The sequence below is a fragment of the Nonomuraea insulae genome, from assembly GCF_042656245.1.
The window spans coordinates 352,260-369,105 of record NZ_JBHSPA010000027.1; the positions used below are offsets into that span (position 1 = coordinate 352,260).

General features: G+C 71.5%; 13 protein-coding genes. 8 read left to right on the top strand and 5 right to left on the bottom strand.

The window, feature by feature from the left end; genetic code table 11:
* Nucleotides 1-4: 4 nt before the first annotated feature.
* The 3 genes from ACFPZ3_RS23930 to ACFPZ3_RS23940 form a co-directional block, all read right to left on the bottom strand.
* Nucleotides 5-409 carry a type II toxin-antitoxin system VapC family toxin gene (locus ACFPZ3_RS23930; protein ID WP_379516440.1) on the bottom strand — a complete coding sequence of 135 codons (405 nt, stop codon included), beginning with the start codon at nt 407-409 and terminating at the stop codon, nt 5-7.
* Nucleotides 402-680, bottom strand: a complete 279-nt coding sequence (locus tag ACFPZ3_RS23935) for a type II toxin-antitoxin system Phd/YefM family antitoxin (RefSeq protein WP_379516441.1) — start codon at nt 678-680, stop codon at nt 402-404. The genes ACFPZ3_RS23930 and ACFPZ3_RS23935 overlap by 8 nt, the downstream gene beginning before the upstream one ends.
* Nucleotides 681-743: 63 nt before the next feature.
* Entirely contained in the window at nt 744-1,553 is an 810-nt protein-coding gene (locus ACFPZ3_RS23940; RefSeq protein ID WP_379516442.1) for a crotonase/enoyl-CoA hydratase family protein, read from the bottom strand.
* A gap of 117 nt (nt 1,554-1,670) precedes the next feature.
* Between ACFPZ3_RS23940 and ACFPZ3_RS23945 the strand changes: the two genes are divergently transcribed.
* The 5 genes from ACFPZ3_RS23945 to ACFPZ3_RS23965 are packed head-to-tail and all read left to right on the top strand — an operon-like array spanning nt 1,671 to nt 7,891.
* Nucleotides 1,671-3,215, top strand: coding sequence for an acyl-CoA synthetase (locus tag ACFPZ3_RS23945; protein WP_379516443.1), 1,545 nt, complete (start codon nt 1,671-1,673; stop codon nt 3,213-3,215).
* Nucleotides 3,205-4,104 carry a Zn-ribbon domain-containing OB-fold protein gene (locus ACFPZ3_RS23950; RefSeq protein ID WP_379516444.1) on the top strand — a complete coding sequence of 300 codons (900 nt, stop codon included), beginning with the start codon at nt 3,205-3,207 and terminating at the stop codon, nt 4,102-4,104. Before ACFPZ3_RS23945 ends, ACFPZ3_RS23950 begins: the two co-directional genes overlap by 11 nt.
* On the top strand, nt 4,101-5,123 hold the full coding sequence (locus tag ACFPZ3_RS23955) for a thiolase domain-containing protein (RefSeq protein ID WP_379516445.1): 1,023 nt from the start codon (nt 4,101-4,103) through the stop codon (nt 5,121-5,123). The genes ACFPZ3_RS23950 and ACFPZ3_RS23955 overlap by 4 nt, the downstream gene beginning before the upstream one ends.
* On the top strand, nt 5,120-6,265 hold the full coding sequence (locus ACFPZ3_RS23960; protein ID WP_379516446.1) for a thiolase domain-containing protein: 1,146 nt from the start codon (nt 5,120-5,122) through the stop codon (nt 6,263-6,265). Before ACFPZ3_RS23955 ends, ACFPZ3_RS23960 begins: the two co-directional genes overlap by 4 nt.
* Nucleotides 6,266-6,310: 45 nt before the next feature.
* Nucleotides 6,311-7,891, top strand: coding sequence for an acyl-CoA synthetase (locus ACFPZ3_RS23965; RefSeq protein WP_379516447.1), 1,581 nt, complete (start codon nt 6,311-6,313; stop codon nt 7,889-7,891).
* On the opposite strand, the gene ACFPZ3_RS23970 is transcribed toward ACFPZ3_RS23965, so the two are convergent.
* Nucleotides 7,888-13,857 carry a hypothetical protein gene (locus tag ACFPZ3_RS23970; RefSeq protein ID WP_379516448.1) on the bottom strand — a complete coding sequence of 1,990 codons (5,970 nt, stop codon included), beginning with the start codon at nt 13,855-13,857 and terminating at the stop codon, nt 7,888-7,890. The genes ACFPZ3_RS23965 and ACFPZ3_RS23970 overlap by 4 nt on opposite strands.
* A gap of 251 nt (nt 13,858-14,108) precedes the next feature.
* Nucleotides 14,109-14,969 carry a LysR family transcriptional regulator gene (locus tag ACFPZ3_RS23975; RefSeq protein ID WP_379516449.1) on the bottom strand — a complete coding sequence of 287 codons (861 nt, stop codon included), beginning with the start codon at nt 14,967-14,969 and terminating at the stop codon, nt 14,109-14,111.
* Nucleotides 14,970-15,078: 109 nt separating this feature from the next.
* Between ACFPZ3_RS23975 and ACFPZ3_RS23980 the strand changes: the two genes are divergently transcribed.
* The 3 genes from ACFPZ3_RS23980 to ACFPZ3_RS23990 all read left to right on the top strand — a co-directional run bounded on the left by ACFPZ3_RS23980 (nt 15,079) and on the right by ACFPZ3_RS23990 (nt 16,818).
* Nucleotides 15,079-15,609, top strand: coding sequence for a cysteine dioxygenase family protein (locus tag ACFPZ3_RS23980; RefSeq protein ID WP_379516450.1), 531 nt, complete (start codon nt 15,079-15,081; stop codon nt 15,607-15,609).
* A gap of 63 nt (nt 15,610-15,672) precedes the next feature.
* Nucleotides 15,673-16,173, top strand: coding sequence for a pyridoxamine 5'-phosphate oxidase family protein (locus tag ACFPZ3_RS23985; protein ID WP_379516451.1), 501 nt, complete (start codon nt 15,673-15,675; stop codon nt 16,171-16,173).
* Between the two features lie 54 nt (nt 16,174-16,227).
* The gene (locus ACFPZ3_RS23990; protein WP_379516452.1) at nt 16,228-16,818 is read left to right on the top strand and encodes an ArsR/SmtB family transcription factor; all 591 of its coding nucleotides are present in this window, start codon (nt 16,228-16,230) and stop codon (nt 16,816-16,818) included.
* Nucleotides 16,819-16,846 lie beyond the last annotated feature (28 nt).

The following is a 16,846-nucleotide window of genomic DNA, read 5'->3' on the forward strand; positions in this document are numbered from 1 at the left end:
CGGCTCAGATGGGAACGACGGTCACCAGACTCTCGAGCCCCACGAAGTCGTCGGTGTTGCGGGTGTAGAGCGGCAGGCCCCGGCTGGAGGCGACCGCGGCGATCATGAGGTCCATGCGCCGGGGCCGGGGATCGCGCTTCGCCGCGACCGTGAGAGCGACGAGGCTGCCGTAGCGGGCGGCCGCGTCGGCGTCGAAGGGGAGCGGCTCGAAGTCGACTGCCGCGCTGCCCAGCCGTTCCATGCGGGCGGCTCGAGTCGCCGCGTCCCTCGCCATGGCCACGCCTTGGTGCAACTCGGCGAAGGTGATCGCCGTGAGCTCTGGCTGGGCTGGGAGGGCATCGGGAGAGATCTCGCCGAGGTCGATGTACACACACGTGTCGATGACTCCGGAAGTGTGACGATCAGCCATGTCGGCGCCCCCACGGGTCGTCATCGACACGGTCCTCTGTCCCGAAGAACTCGTCGGCCTCACGGCGCATCTCGAAGTAGTCGACCTGGGGGAGCAGCCGGTGCTTCGCGACCAGCTCTTCGGCGCTCAGGCGCCGCCTGCGCGGAAGCGGTCGCAGCTCCGCGATCTCGACGCCGTTGCGGGTGATGTGGAAGGTTTCGCCCGCCTCGACCTGATTCATGACATCGGCGGAGTGGTTTCGGAACTCTCGTTGACTGATGACCTTCATCATGCGCCTTACCGTAGCCTCTTGTAGCTCGTCGTGCTACGGAATCCAGTATAAGCGCGACGGTGGTCAGTGGCCCTGGTAGGTCGGGGGGCGCTTCTCGCGGAAGGCTCTGGTGCCCTCCTTGGCGTCCTCCGAGCCGATCACCGGCCATCCCAGATCGTCCGACACCTTCAGGGCCTCCACCTCCGGCATGCCCAGCGTGTCCCGGTACGTCCGCAGGATGGCCTGGACCGCCAGCGGCCCGGAGGCGGCCACCGCGTCGGCCAGTTCGCGGGCCGCCGCGAGCGCCTGCCCGTCCGGGACCACCTTGTTGATCAGCCCCATCGACAGGGCCTCCGCGGCGGTGATCGAGCGGGCGGTGAGGAGGAGGTCCATGGCGTGGCAGTACGGGATCTGCCGGGGCAGCCGCACGGCGCTGCCACCCATGGGGAACAACGCGCGCTTGGCCTCGAACAGGCCCAGGGTGGCCGACTCCGCCACCACCCGAAGATCCGTGCCCACCAGCAGTTCGGTGCCTCCGGCGACCGCGTAGCCCTCGACCGCGCAGATGATCGGCTTGGTGGGCAGGTCCTCTCTCAGCAGGCCCTTCCAGTGGAAGTTGGGGATCTGGGCGGCCCTGGCCTGGACGTCGGGGTCCGAGGAGGGCTGGCCCATGGCCTTGAGGTCGGCGCCCGAGCAGAACGTGCCTTCCGCGCCGGTCAGGATCGCCACCCGGATCCCGGGCTCCGCCGACGCGTACGCCCAGGCCGAGGCCAGGCCGATCAGCATGTCCGAGGACAGCGCGTTGCGGGCCTCGGGCCGGTTCATGGTGACGGTCAGGACGTGGCCGTCACGTTCGATCCGGCAGTGGGGGGTGCTGATCGGCAGGAGCTCCACGGATACCTCCGAAGTCGCTGAATCAAGCGCTTGCTACCAACTTTGGCCCAGGATACGCTCCCAGCAGCAAACGAGAACAGGTTCCTGTTTTGCTCGCCCTGAGACCTAGGAGTTCAGATGGGCACGCTCGGTTTCTGGAGGCTCGCCCAGGCTGATCCCGAGTGGATCGCGGCCGTGGACCCCGACGGCACACAGCACCGCGCGGGTGATCTCCTGGCCCGCTCGAACCGCCTCGTGCACGGGCTGCGCGAGCTCGGACTCCAGCCCGGCGACGGCGTCTGCGGCCTGGTGCCGAACGGCGCCGACGGCCTGGTGCTCTATCTGGCCGCCCTGCAGGCGGGCTGGTACTACACGCCGGTCAACTGGCATCTGACGGGCCCCGAGATCGCCTACATCGTCTCCGACAGCGAGGCCAAGGCGTTCTTCGTACATCCGCGCTTCCTGGCCGAGGGCACCGTCGGAGCCGAGGCCATCGCGCCCGAGCGCCGCTTCCTGATGGGGGGCGGGGCCGGTTTCCGGACGGCGAGCGAGCTGAGCGACGGGCAGCCGGACACCACCCCCGCCGACCGTACGGCCGGGGCCACCATGCACTACACCTCGGGCACCACCGGCAAGCCCAAAGGGGTCAGACGGCGGCTCAGCGGCCTGGACCCGGACGAGGCCGCAGAGCTCATGACGTTCCTGCTCGGACTGTTCGGCATCACCCAGGGCCGGCCGAACGCGCACCTGGTGACCTCCCCGAGCTACCACACGGCGGTGACCCAGTTCGGCGGCACGGCCCTGCACATGGGGCACACGCTCGTCTACATGGACAGGTGGGACGCCGAGGAGATGCTCCGGCTCTGCGAGCGCCACCAGGTCACCAACTCCCACCTGGTGCCGACCCACTTCAAGCGGCTGCTGGCCCTGCCCGAGCAGACCAGGACGAAGTACGACCTCTCCTCGCTCACCTGGATGATCCACGCCGCCGCCCCCTGTCCGATCCCCGTCAAGTGGGCGATGCTCGACTGGTGGGGCGACTGCGTATACGAGTACTACGCGGCCACCGAGGGCGGCGGCACCCTGGCCACGCCCGAGGGCTGGAAGGCGCATCCGGGCACGGTCGGCTCGGCCTGGCCGATCAGCGAGCTGCTCATCGTGGACGACCAGGGCGAACCCGTGCCTACGGGAACCCCCGGGACGATCTACATGAAGATGATGGGCCTCCCGTTCGAGTACAAGGGCGACCCCGCCAAGACCGCCGAGAACCGCCTCAAGGACCACTTCACCGTCGGCGACATCGGCTACCTGGACGAGGACGGCTTCCTCTACCTGTGCGACCGCAAGGCCGACATGATCATCTCCGGCGGGGCGAACATCTACCCGGCCGAGATCGAGAACGAGCTCATGGTCCACCCGAAGGTGGCCGACGTGGCCGTGTTCGGCATCCCGGACGAGGAGTGGGGCGAGCAGATCAAGGCCGTCGTCGAGCCGGCGCCCGGCATCGAGCCCGGTCCCGAGCTGGTCGCCGAGCTGCTGGCCTCGCTCGAAGGCCGGCTGTCCAGGATGAAGTGGCCCAAGAGCGTCGACTTCATCGCCGAGATGCCCCGCGAGCCCAACGGCAAGCTGCTCAAACGCAAGCTCCGCGCCCCGTACTGGGAGGGACACGACCGTGCCATCTGATCCGCTGGTCGCTCAGCACGTCCTGGAGTTCCCCGGCGGCTACACGCGTACGACGGGGCCGGTGATCGGCCGGTTCCTGAGCGAGCTGCGCGCCCGCCGCATCGTCGGGGTGCGGACGGTGGAGGGCCGGGTGCTCGTCCCGCCCCTGGAGTACGATCCCGCGACCGGCGAGTCCGTCACCGGCGAATACGTCGAGGTCGGCCCGGCCGGCACGGTCACGACGTGGGCCTGGGTGGCGGAGCCGCTCGAAGCGCACCCCCTGGACCGCCCCTTCGCCTGGGCGCTGATCGAGCTCGACGGCGCGGACACGGCGCTCGTGCACGCCGTGGACGCGGGCAACCCGAAGGCGATGGCGCCGGGCACCCGCGTCTGGCCGGTCTGGAAGGACCACCCCACCGGCCACATAACCGACATTTCCTGTTTCGTCCCTGAGGTCACGAAGATCGTGTCGAACGTGCGCGCCGACTACCGCCTCCAGGCGGGCGGCGCGCTCCGCGTGTTCCTGGAGGGCGTCGAGCGCGGCGTGCTCCTCGGCGGCCGGTGCGACCGGTGCGAGAAGGTGTACGTGCCTTATCGGATGGCCTGCCCCGAATGCGGAGGCAGCATCACGGAAGCGCGCGAAGTGCCCGACACCGGCACGATCACCACGTTCGCCATCAACAACCTGCCCGACCCCCGGGCCCCCCAGGTGCCGTTCGTGTCGGCGTACATTCTGCTGGACACCACCGACCTCCCCTTGATCGCCCTGGTCGCGGACGTTCCCGCGCACGAGGTGCGCCAGGGCATGCGGGTCAGGGCGGTCTGGGTGCCCGAGAGCGAGCGCACGGCGTCCATGGCGAACATCCGCTGGTTCGCCCCCACCGGCGAGCCTGATGTGGAGTTGTCATGAGGGATGTGGCGATCGTCGCGTTCGCCCAGACGCGGCACACCGATCACGACACCGGCCTGATCGAGCCGGAGCTGATCGCGCCCGTGATCAACGAGGTCAAGGAGCGCACGGGGCTCACGCGGTTCGGCTTCACCTGCTCCGGGAGCTGCGACTACCTGGCGGGGGCCCCGTTCTCGTTCGTGTCGGCCCTCGACGCGCTGGCCGCCTGGCCGCCGATCTCCGAGAGCCACGTCGAGATGGACGGCGCCTGGGCGCTGTACGAGGCGTGGGTCCGGCTCCAGCACGGCGACGTCGACTCGGCCCTGGTCTACGGCTTCGGCAAGTCCTCGCTCACCGACGTGCGCGCGGTGATGACGTTCCAGCTCGACCCCTACTACCTGGCCCCGCTCGGCCTCGACCAGCTCTCCTACGCCGCCCTCCAGGCCAACGCGGTCGGCGCGGACCGGAAGGAACTGGACGAGATCGTCCGGCGGAGCAGGGCGGACGGCAGGAGCAACCCGTACGCGCTCGATCTGCCCGACCCGGACGGCGAGGACTTCGCCGTGCAACCGCTCAAGAAGACGGACGTGCCGCCCATCACGGACGGCGCCGCGGCGATCGTGCTCGCGGCCGGTGACCTGGCCGGGCGACTGTGCTCGAATCCGGCCTGGATCCGGGGCATCGCGCATCGGATAGATCCCCACTACTGGGGTGTGCGCGACCTGGCCTCGTCGGCCTCCGCGGCCGACGCAGCACGAGCCGCGGGGGTCGGCAAGGGTCCCGTCGAGGTGGCCGAGCTGCACGCGCAGTTCCCGCACGAGGAGATCATCCTGCGGCGGGCCCTTGAGCTGGGCGGCGGGACGGTGATCAACCCGTCGGGCGGCCCGCTGGCCGCCAACCCGATCATGGCCGCGGGCCTCATCCGCATCGGCGAAGCCGCGCGCCGCATCCACGACGGCGCCGCGAGCCGCACGGTCGCCCACGCCACCAGCGGCCCGTGCCTGCAGCAGAACCTCGTGACTGTCCTGGAGGCCGAATGAACAGGTGTGCGGTCATCGGCGTCGGCCAGACGCACTACACGACCAAGCGGCTCGACGTCTCGATCGCCGGGCTGGTGCGCGAGGCGGCGCTGCGGGCGCTGGAGGACGCCGGGCTGACGTTCAAGGACATCGACGCCGTGGTCATCGGCAAGGCGCCCGACCTGTTCGAGGGCGTGATGATGCCGGAGGCGTACCTGGCGGACGCGCTCGGAGCGGCGGGCAAGCCGATGATGCGCGTGCACACGGCGGGCAGCGTGGGCGGCTCCACGGCCATCGTCGCCGCCTCGCTCATCCAGGGCGGGGTGCACGAGCGGGTGCTGGCCGTGGCCTTCGAGAAGCAGTCGGAGTCCAACGCCACCTGGGCCCTGTCCACGCACCTGCCGTTCAGCGCGTCGCTCGTGGTGGGCGCGGGCGGCTACTTCGCCCCCCATATCCGCGAGTACATGCGCAAGACCGGCGCTCCCGGACACATCGGCACGCTCGTGGCGGTCAAGGACCGGCTGAACGCGCTGAAGAACCCGTACGCGCACCTCAAGATCCCCGGCATCGACCAGAAGATGGTCGAGTCCACCCCCATGCTCTGGGAGCCCATCCGCTACCTGGAGACCTGCCCGTCCAGCGACGGCGCCTGCGCGATCGTGCTGTCCTCGGAGTCGGCGGTCACCGGCACGCCCGCCTGGGTGCACGGGGCGGCCATGCGCTCCGAGCCGATCTTCCGGGCCGGGCGCGACACGGTCAGCCCGCAGGCGGGCAAGGACTGCGCCGCCGACGTCTACGCGCAGGCCGGGATCGCCGACCCGCGGCGGCAGATCGACGTGGCCGAGGTGTACGTGCCCTTCTCCTGGTACGAGCCGATGTGGCTGGAGAACCTGGGGTTCGCGGCGGAAGGCGAGGGATGGAAGCTCACCGAGTCGGGCGCCACGGCTCTCGACGGTGACATCCCGTGGAACGCCTCGGGAGGGGTGCTGTCGAGCAACCCGATCGGGGCGTCGGGGCTGATCAGGTTCGCCGAGGCCGCGCTGCAGGTGCGCGGGATGGCGGGCGAGCACCAGGTGGACGGCGCCCGTACGGCGCTCGGCCACGCCTACGGCGGAGGAGCCCAGTTCTTCGCGATGTGGATAGTCGGACAGGAGATGCCCTGACCTGCGGGGACACCCCGCATACCCCGGACAACGGAAGTGACTCTCATGGAGTTCAACCACGCTGACCTGTTCGAAGGGCTCGCGGACACGATCGGGGACCGCACGGCCGTCGTCTGCGGCCGGGAGCGCCGCACGTACGCCGAACTGGAAGCCGAGTCGAACCGGCTCGCCCACCACCTCATGGACCTCGGGATCCAGCCGGGCCAGCACGTCGGCCTGCACCTCTACAACGGCATCGAGTACGTCGCGGGAGTGCTGGCCGCCCTGAAGATCAGGGCCGTGCCGATCAACGTGAACTACCGCTACGTCGAGGCGGAGCTGCTCTACCTCTACCGCGACTCCGACCTGCGGGCGCTGGTCTACGACGTGGAGTTCGAGCCCCGCGTGGCCGCGGTCCGCGAGCAGGCGCCGCTGCTGAAGCACCTGATCTCGGTCGGCGGGCCCGCCTCCATCGGCTCGGCGGTGCCGTACGAGAGCGCCCTCGAACGCGGCAAGCCGGAACGGGGCTTCCCCGCGCGCTCGGGCCAGGACGTGTACATCATCTACACCGGCGGCACCACCGGCATGCCCAAGGGCGCGATGTGGCACGTCGAGGACCTGTTCATGGGCTTCGGCGGCGGCAACCCGTACGGCGAGCCGCGCGCCACCCCGCAGGAGGTCATCGACGAGGCGGTCAAGTCCAACCCCACGGTCATGATGGCCGCGCCGCCGCTCATGCACGGGGCCGCGCAGATGGCCATGTTCCTCACCTGGTGGATGGGCTCGACCATCGTGTTCGTGCGCAAGTTCGGCGCCGACGAGGTGTGGCGGGCGGTCGAACGGGAGCGCGCGATCACCCTCAGCATCACCGGCGACGCCATGGCCAGACCTCTGGCCGAGGCGCTGGAGGGCGGCGGGTACGACCTCTCCTCGTTGTTCGTGGTCAGCTCGACCGGGGCCATCCTGTCCGGCGCGGTCCGTGACCGCCTCCAGGAGCTGCTCCCGAACGTGATGATCCTCGACAGCTTCGGCTCCACCGAGTCCGGCTACACCGCCTCCGGCGTCGCCGGCTCCTCGCCGGAGAAGGGCCTGCGCTACCAGCCGAACGCCGTGGTCAGGCTGGCCGTGCTCGACGACAAGAACCGGCCGGTCGAGCCGGGCTCCGGCCAGCTCGGGACGGTGTCCAGGTCGGGGCGGGTGGCGTTCGGCTACTACAACGACCCCGAGAAGACCGCCCGCACGTTCGTCACCGACGAGGACGGCGTCAGGTGGCTGCTCACCGGCGACCTGGCCAGCGTGGACCCCGACGGGACCGTGAACGTGTTCGGGCGGGGCTCGCAGTGCATCAACACCGGCGGGGAGAAGGTGTTCCCCGAGGAGGTGGAGGCGGTGCTCAAGGGGCATCCCGCGGTGTTCGACGCGGTGGTGACCGGGGTGCCGGACGAGCGCTGGGGGAACAGGGTGGCCGCCGTGATCGAGCCGCGGCCGGGCGTCGAGGTGACGGCCGACGATCTGGACGGGCACTGCAGGGGGCTTCTGTCCGGGTACAAGGTGCCTCGTACGTACGCGTTCGTCCAGGAAATGGTGCGCTCCCCGGCGGGCAAGGCCGACTACCGGTGGGCACGCGAGATCGTCGAGGGTTCCTAGGCTTCCCGCGTCTTCTGGCCGGGCCGGGCGCTCTTGTGCGCAGGGGTGATCAGGCGGCGGACCTCGTCCTCCACCGCCTTCGCCTCCTCGCCCTTCCCGGCCCGCTCCAGCAGTCTCAACCTGCCCGCCAGCACGTCGCGGAGCAGGCCGGACTCAGGCACGGGCAGCTCGCGCAGCAGGTCGGCCGACACCCGCAGGGCGGCGTCGGCGGCGTCGTCCCTGCCCAGCTCCTCCTGGCAGAAGCCGAACCGGGCGTGCGCCACCGCCCTGGACAGCTCGTCCCGCGTCACCTGCGTGCTGCGGTGGAAGACCAGCCCGGCCTCCAGCGCCCGGCCCGCCTCCATGAGCGCGTCGCCCAGCATGAGCATCGCCCTGGCCAGCAGCCCGCCCTGCATCGGATTCCCCGGCGAGAACCGCTCCAGCGCCGCCACCGCCTCCCGCAGCGGCGCGATCGCCTCCGCCGCCAGATCCCGCATCCTGAGCGCGGAGGCCAGCGTGAGGCAGGCGCCGGCCCTGCTGGTGTGCAGGGCCTGCGCGTTCATGCCCGTGGTCAGCAACTCGTCGTAGATCGCGATGGCCTCACGCGCCCTCGCCTCCGCTTCCGTGCCGCCGTCCAGCCGCAGCAGAGGCAGCAGCTCGGAGCTCTGCGCGAGTGAGTCGGCCAGGATCGCCCGGTACGTCAGATCGTCCGGCGACCGCCTGGCCAGCGGGATCAGCTCCGCCACGAGCGCGTTGGCCTCGGCGAGCTCGCCCAGCATCATGTGGGACCCGGCCAGCCGCTGAGTGGCCAGGGCCTGCTTCACCGTGCCCGGTTCGTGGCCGGTGGTGGCGATCCGTGCGTACTCGGCCGCCTCCTGGGGACGTCCCGCGGCCAGAAGATCATCGGCGATCACCCCGGCCGTCTCGGCGGCGGCCAGTGTGTCCCGCAACTCCGCGAACAGCTCCAGGGCCTCCATCAGGTGCGCCATCGCCTCCTGGCTGCGCCCGAACGCCCGCAGCACCCTGCCCCTCACCTGGATCGCCTGCGCCCGCACCCGCCGCAACCCCTGCCCCGCCTCCCCAGCCCCGTCCGGCTCGGTCCTGCCCAGCTCAGCCCTGTCCGGCTCGGTCCTGTCCAGCTCGGCCAGCGACCAGCCGGTGGCCTCCAGAGCGGCCTGCGGGCGGTCCAGCGCGGCCAGGACGGAGGCGAGCAGGGCGTAGACGGCGGCGGCGAGGGCGGGCTCCTCCAGCTCGTCACACAGGTCTGCGGCCCGCTCACAGTGCGCCAGGGCCTCCATCGGGCGGGCCTGGTCGAGCAGCTCCGCGGCGTAGTGGTGCAGGGCCTGCGCGAGCGTCCTGCCCTGGCGTTCGCCGAGGAGGTCGATGGCCTGTTCGAGATCGGCCGGATCGCCGTGGCGCGGGATGGCGACAGCGGCGAGGGCGGACCCGAGCGGCTCACGGTAGGCGCTGGAGACGATGGCCAGCCCTCGATAGACGCGCACGGCCAGCTCGCCGATCAGCGCGGCGGTCACCCTGTCACCCGCCGCCGTCGCGGCGAACGCCGTCAGGCACCGGCCGTACCTGTCGTGCGTCTCCGGCGCCCCGCTCACCGGCACCTCCCGCTCCAGCGCCTCGGTGAACGCGCTGAGCGCCCCGGCCAGTTCGGCGGCCACCTCCGCTCCAGACGTCACCTCGTCCGCGAACCCGGAAAGCTCCTCGATGAGCGCATCGAGCACATCCGTGCGGGGCAGCGGTCGCATGCCGAGTATCTGCGTGTACAGACCGGTTCCCGCGGCCGGTCCCTCGTCCTCCACCCGCAACCTGGCCAGGCGGACCAGCGCCAGCAGATGCACGTCCACGAGATCGTGCGGGACGGGCCCGAGCCGCTCCATCGCCGTCGTGCCCGCCGTCAGCCGGGCCCTGGCCGCCTCGCGCTGGTGCCGCTCCGCCAGGCACAGGCCGCCGAGCTCCAGGCAGGTGGCGGCGAGCAGCCGTTCGTGCTCCCCCTGCTCGTCGAGCGGCGACGGCAGGAGGTCGAGCGCGCGGGTGACCGACTGGAGCGCGCCTTCCGTGTCGTGCCTGCCGAAGCGGATCCCACCCTGGAGCCGCAGCGCCCCGGCTAGGGCGAGCGGACGTTCGAGCCCTTCCTCCACGAGTGTCCCGTACAACTCGGCCAGCCGGTCCGCCGCCGACTCCGCGTCGGACGGGCAGGCGGCGCGAGAGAGCGCCACGGTCTCCAGAACCATCAGCTCGGCCAGCTCGGTACGGAACTCGGCGCTCGTCGCGGCATGCGGCTCGTAGGACTCGATGGCGGTGAGCAGATGCGGGATGGCCTCCTTGTGCCGCCCCAGCCCCACGAGCGAGCGCCCGAGCGCCGCGGCCACCATGCCCACGGCGATCGCGTGCGGCCCGTCGGGAGCGGCGTGCCGCTCAAGCAACTCGGCCGCCTGCATCGCCAGCCCGAACGCCTCCGCCGCCCGCCCCGCACTCGCCCAGGCCCGGGCGAGCATGGCTTGTGCGGACAGATACGCGTAAACCTGCTCGATCCCATCCTCACCGGCTTCCCGGCATTCCGCCAGGTGCTGCTCCGCCCTGGTCACGGCCTCCTCCGGCCGGTTCCCGAGCAGCGCCAGCGGCCACGGCTGCCCAGGGCCCGGACTTGCCGGGACGGATTCCAGCCTTCTGCGCAGCCTGGCCCGCACCTCGGAGCGATGGCCGGAGGAGGAGTCGTCATCGGCGCTCAGCACGTCGTACAGCTCGGCGGCGATCTCCAGCTGCGCCAGGCCGTCGGCGGCGCGGCCCAGCTCGTCCAGGCAGAGGCCGAGCAGCCGCCTGCCCCTGGCCTGCGTCGCCGTGTGCCCCTCGGCCGCCACGGCCATGGCCTCCCGCAGTGGCCCGAGCGCCTCTTCAGGCCGGTCGTCGATCAGCAGCAGCTCGCCGAGGTCCAGCAGCCGGCCGGCCAGGGCGGGGCGGTGCTCGCCGGGTTCGAGCGTGACGAGGGCGCGCAGGTTCCTTACGGCTTCCGCGCCGGAACGTACGGCGGCGTCCAGGTCTTCCAGGCGGGCATGAAGCCTGGACGACAGGGCGGCGGCGGAGGCCAGCATGACCCGCAACCCCGGCTCCTCGGCGGCCACGGCCCGCAGACGCGTGACGGCCTCGGCGGCGGGGGCGACGGCTTCGGCCGGTCTGTCGTGCGACTCCAGCCAGGTGGCGGTCAGGTGCAGCCGCTGGGCCACGTCCCTGCTGGTGGGAGCCGCGTACTTGACGGCGGCGACGGCGGCGACGGCGAGACAGGCGGCCAGCTCGGGCAGCACGGCGGCGACGCCGATCCCCTCGAACGGGGTCAGCGGCTCTGGCGCCTGGACGGAGGGCTCGGTGACGGCCGCCGGCCCGGGCGCCTGCCCGATCGGTGCGGCGGCTTGTCCCGGCGGCTGGGACGGGCGCGGTTCGAAGACGTTCGCGACGGATCCGCCGACGAACCTCTGGGCGCCGGTCGCGACCAGCGGCGTCGGAGCGCGCGGTGCCTGCTTGGCCGCCATGGGCTGGGCGGCCGGGCTCGAAAGCGGCTGGTGGTTGACGGGTGTTCGGGGAGGCGGTGGTGCGGCGGCGGGCCGGACGGACAGGACGCCCGTCACGTTCGCCGCGAAAGTGGCGTCACCGCCCGCCGCCGAGAAGGCCGCGACGGCCTCATCCGGCCGCCCGGACTCCAGCAGCGCGCAGGCGAGGTTGTAGTGCGCACGGGCGGCCTGCTCCGCGTACCGGGGATCGTCCTCGGCCAGGATGCGGAACCTGGTCGCCGCCTCCTGCGCGGGCTTGAGCGCGCTCCCGGCCTCACCGCCGATCAGCAGGTACGCCCCGAGGCCGAACAGCGCCTCCGCCCGCCCGGCCGCCTCCTCGTACGGGGGAGCGCCGGCGTACACCTCCACGGACTCCGCCGCCGCGACGACCGCCTCGCCCACCCGGCCCACGGCCGCCAGCCCGCTCGACTGCCACGCCAGCGACCTCGCCAGCGCGATCCGCCCACCGCTCGTCCGCCGATGCCGTACGGCCAGCTCGGCGAGCGTCACGTTGAGCGCCCGCAGCCCCGGCCCGGCGTCCTGGAGCGGCAGCGCGGCCACCGCCTCCGCGAGTTGCCGGTCGGCCGGGAACAGCCCGAGCGCGGCGTTGAGCACGTCGCCGAGCCGGGTGCCGGGGTTCGCGACGGCCTCCGCGACCAGCCTCCCGATCCGGCTGACGACCAGCGACCAGAGCGCCGCCCTGACCCGCTCCCTTCCGGCCGACGACCGCAGGACATCGAGCATGCTCACGAGGTGCTGGACCGTCCTGCCCTCGTGGTCGCGTACGGCGAGCACCAGCGCGTCCAGGTCCTCGGTCCCGCCCAGGAGTTCCTCGGCCAGAAGGTCCGGCCGATCCCCATGAGCCGAGTCGGGGGACCCGGGGAAGATCCGGCCCAGCCAGCGAGCCACGTTCATGGCGCCGCCGTGGACGCCGGGCACGGCCGTCAGCAAGCCGGGCAGTTCGGCCGGGGAGGGGGCGGTGAGCGTGCGGACCGCCACGGCCTGCCGTGCCGTCACCTCCCCGAGCCGTTCCTGCTCCTCCGGCCAGACCCGCGCCCACTGGTCGCACTCACGCGCGACGAACCGCCCGAGAAGCCCCCCACCGGTGCCCTCCTGCTCATCCTCATCGCAAAGGCGCAGCAGAGCGGCTACGTGGACATGGAGCGGCAGACCGTACTCGGGGTCGTCGAGACGCGGCGGCGAGGGCAGTGCGGCCCGGCTGGGCCCGAACGCCTTCATGGCCGCCAGCGCGTGCTCGTTCCGCTCGGTAAGCGTGAGCGGGCGGGCGTTGAGCTGCACGGTCGTGGTGTTGAGCCGCCTGAGCCAGCCCCCGGCCGCCGTGTCCAGGCGCCGCCACCACTCCGCCTCGCCGGGCTCCCGGACGAGCAGGAGGAGCCGGATCCGGGGATTGCGGCCGTGCTTGGCCAGTCGCCGGATCAACTCGCCCACGAGGGGAATGGACGGCTCGGGACGGTCGATCACCATCAGAGTCGGTCGTAACGCCTCGAAGGACACGCCGAACGCCAGGTCGTCCAGCGGTAGAAACCCGGCGTCCCACCCCGCTTCCGCCAGCTCTCCGCACAGTTCCCCCGCCAGCCGCGTCTTCCCCATCCCGCCGAGCCCGGTCACCACCGCGACGGACAGGGCAGCCGGTTCTGCGGCCCATGACCGCAGGTCCGCCAGTTCGTCCGCCCGCCCCAGAAAGGGCACCACCGCGTGCCGGGCCGTCAACAACGTCCAGTCCGGGCAGTCCTGGGGGAGTTTGTCCCGGGCGGGGGTGAGCAGGTCGGGCAGGAGAACGGGCGGGTCGCCTGCCGCCACGGTTTCGAGGCTTCCGGGGGCGACACCCGCCAGCTCGCGGAATCGTTCGTCGCTCAGCAGCGCCGTCACGGGGACGACGTCCAGCCCGGTGCCCATCACGCCGAGGAGCTGACCGGCGGGTTCGGCGAGCAGCGCGGCCCCGGACATGCCGTGCCAGAGCTCCGGAGGGCTCAGCACGCCGACCGTCAGGGCCTTGGAAACCGGGCTCGCGGGGGCTTCCACCAGGCAGAACACCGTCTCGGACGCCCGCGCGCCACCTTGCCGACCGGTCTGCGGGAACCCCCTGGCCAAGCAGCTCACCCCGGTGCCGGCCCGCCCCCAGCGGGTGTGCTCGACACCGGCCAGGTCGCCCCACTCAGGCGAGGCCGTACGCAGAAGCACGGCGTCCGCGCCGCCGCGTCCTCGCCACACCGGTTCGGCCGTCACCCATCGCGAGGACCACGGCACGCGTACGTGGCAGGGCGCGCCGGACTCCACCGACTGCCCCGAGGTCAGCACCAGATCGGCACCGATCACATAGCCCGAGCCGGTCACGCCGACGAGGTCGTCATGACCGGAAAAGACCTCGACGACCCGTTCGAGCCCGAGGCGGTGCACTGGCGTGTCCATGGGTCCGCCTATTAGCTACGTCCCGACGTGCCGTCCCCCTGATCAGCGGCTGATCTCTTCCCCACTATCGCACTATGGCCAGGAAATTTCCTGGCTTGTCAGGCCTTCTAGGTCGTGAGCCACGCCGCCAGCCCCAGGTACACGACCCCGCTGCTCACGTCCAGCGGCCGCCGCGCGCGTACCGATGGCGGTCTTGGGGTTGAGCACGTTCACCACGAACCCCTCCCAGACCACGGTGAACGCCGGTGGCGTCAAAGGCTTTCCCGGAGGGCCCGCAACAGCGCCTCCGTGGCCGGTGGGTAGGGGGCTTCGCCGTAGACGGCGGCGTACACATGCCTGACGGAACCCGGCACCTCCCTGGCCTCCACCTCCGGATGCCGATGGGCGGTGAGCGCGAGCCCGGGCAGCAGGGTCAGCCCCAGCCCGGCCGCGACCAGCGCCTGCACGGCCACGATGTCGTCGCTGGTGAACGAGATCCGCGGCTCGAACCCGGCCTTCTCGCACACCTCCAGCAGGTGGCTGCGGCACCGGTCGCACCCGGCGATCCAGGCCGACTCGGCGTGCTCGGCCAGCTCGCCGGGTGGCCCGTTGGACAGCAGGAAGCTGGGGTCGTCGAGGAGGTGGATCATGTGGATGCCGCTGTCCTCCGGGGCCGTGTCGTCGTAGCGGAACATCACCGCCACGTCCACCCGCCCGGCCCGCAGCAGCCGCAGCGCCTCAGGCGGCTCGGTCTCGGTGAGCTGCAGGCGCAGATCGGGATGCGCGCCGGCCAGCAGCCTGGCCGCCGCCGGGATGAACGTCCCCAGCGCCGACGGGAAGGCGGCCAGCCGCACCCGCCCCGAACGCAGCCCCACGTGCGCGGCCAGCTCGTCGGCGGTGGCGTCGAGCCGCCCGATGATCTCCGCGGCCCGCTCGGCCAGCAGCCGGCCCGCCTCGGTGAGCCGGATGCCGCGCCCGGCGCGCTGGACGAGCTTGGCCCCGGTCTCCGCCTCCAGCCGGGCCAGGTGGTGGCTGACCGAGGGCTGGGAGTAGTGCAGCTCCTTGGCCGCCGCGGTGAGCGAGCCCTTGCGGGCCACCGCGACGAGGACGCGCAGACGTACGACGTCGAGCATTCATCAATCATATCTATTGATCCTCCAGATAACTTCTGTTGGACCTATCGATTGAAATGCAGGACCGTAGAGAGGGAAGGCAGTTCGCTGATTTTCCGAGGGGATCACCATGAACATGGCCGCCACCACAGTCGTCAGGCCAGGACTCGACACCCTCGTGACGGGCGTGTCGCGGATCACCGCCCGCCGGCTCGGCCGCCGCGAAAGCGCGTTCGCCGTAGCCGACCTGCTCCGCGACCACCTCCCCGGCCTCGACCTCCTCACGCCGCACGAGCTCGCGGGCTCGCCCGGCGGGTACGTCAACCACCTGCTGCACGCCGAGGAGGACTTCTCGATCTGCGCCGTCGTCTGGCGGCCCGGCCAGGACACGGTGATCCACGACCACGTGTCGTGGTGCACGTTCGGCATCCTCAGTGGCATCGAGCACGAGACCCTCTACCGCGACATGGGCGACCACCTGGTGGAGATCGGGCACGCCGACAACCGGCCGGGGGAGGTCAGCGGGTTCGCGCCGCCCGGGGACATCCACAAGGTGCGCAACACGAGCGCGGAGATCGGGGTGTCCCTGCACGTGTACGGCGCGAACGTGGCCAGGCTCGGCAGCAGCGTCCGCCGCGTCTACGACCTTCCGGTGCGATGACGATGAGTTCTCACGTGCGGGCAGGTCTGTCCTAGGACGACCGCCGTTACGAAGGGAACGACCATGGAACCCACCACCCGCCTCGACGCCCGTTTCAGCGCGGGTGGCGCCGCCCCCACGCCCTGGCCGGAGGCCCGGGAGCAGCTCGAACGCGCGGAGACGTACTGGCTGACCACCGTACGCGCCGACGGCCGCCCGCACGTCACCACACTGCTGGCCGTCTGGCAGGACGACGCGCTGCACTTCTGCACGGGAGCCGAGGAGCAGAAGGCCAGGAACCTGGAGTCCAACCCCAACTGCGCGCTCACCACCGGGGCCAGCTCCCTGCACGAGGGCCTCGACCTGGTGGTGGAGGGGGTGGCGGAGCGCGTCACGGATCCCGGCACGCTCAAGCGGCTGGCCGACGCCTGGGAGGCCAAGTACACCGGCGAGTGGCACTTCGACCTCGGCGACGGCGTGTTCGTCAACACCGCCGGCGGGGAGGCCCTGGTCTTCGCGGTGCGGCCGGCCAAGGTGCTCGGCTTCCGCAAGGGCGACTACGCGCAGACCCGGTGGCGCTTCTGACGTAGATGCGCAATTTTATTTGCGCAATTTTTCTTTTCCATCTACGGTGGTGTCATGGCGCCTCCCGAGAAGACCCGCCGCATCACCGACCTCGACACGCTCAAGGCCCTGGGTCACCCGCTGCGCATCAGGCTCTACCGAGCCCTGCGCGTCGCCGGCACGGCCACGGCCTCGCAGCTCGCCGACCAGGTGGACGAGGCCGTGTCGCTGGTCAGCTACCACCTGCGCAAGCTGGCCACGCACGGCATCATCGAGGAGGCCGAGGGGCACAGCGAGGACGGCAGGGAGCGCTGGTGGCGACCGGCCGTCACTCGTATCACCACCAGGGACGAGGACTTCGACGACGCTCCGGAGCGCGCCGCCGTCCACGCCGCGATCACCCGTGCGCACGCTCGCCAGCGCGCCGAGATGTTCGAGAGCTGGCTCGACGAGAAGTCGGCCTGGGGCGAGGAGTGGCGTGGCGCGGCCTTCACCTCGGAGAGCCTGATGCCGCTCACCTCCGCGGAGTTGCGGGAGATGGACGACGAGCTCCGCGCCGTGATCATGCGGTGGCGGCAGCGCGGGGAGGCGGCGCGGGAGGCGGGCGACGTGGAGGGCCGGGAGAACGTCGCCGTGCACACGTACGGCTTCCCGTTCCGCACCTGAACCGTCACCTACCCGAGCCGTCGTTTGC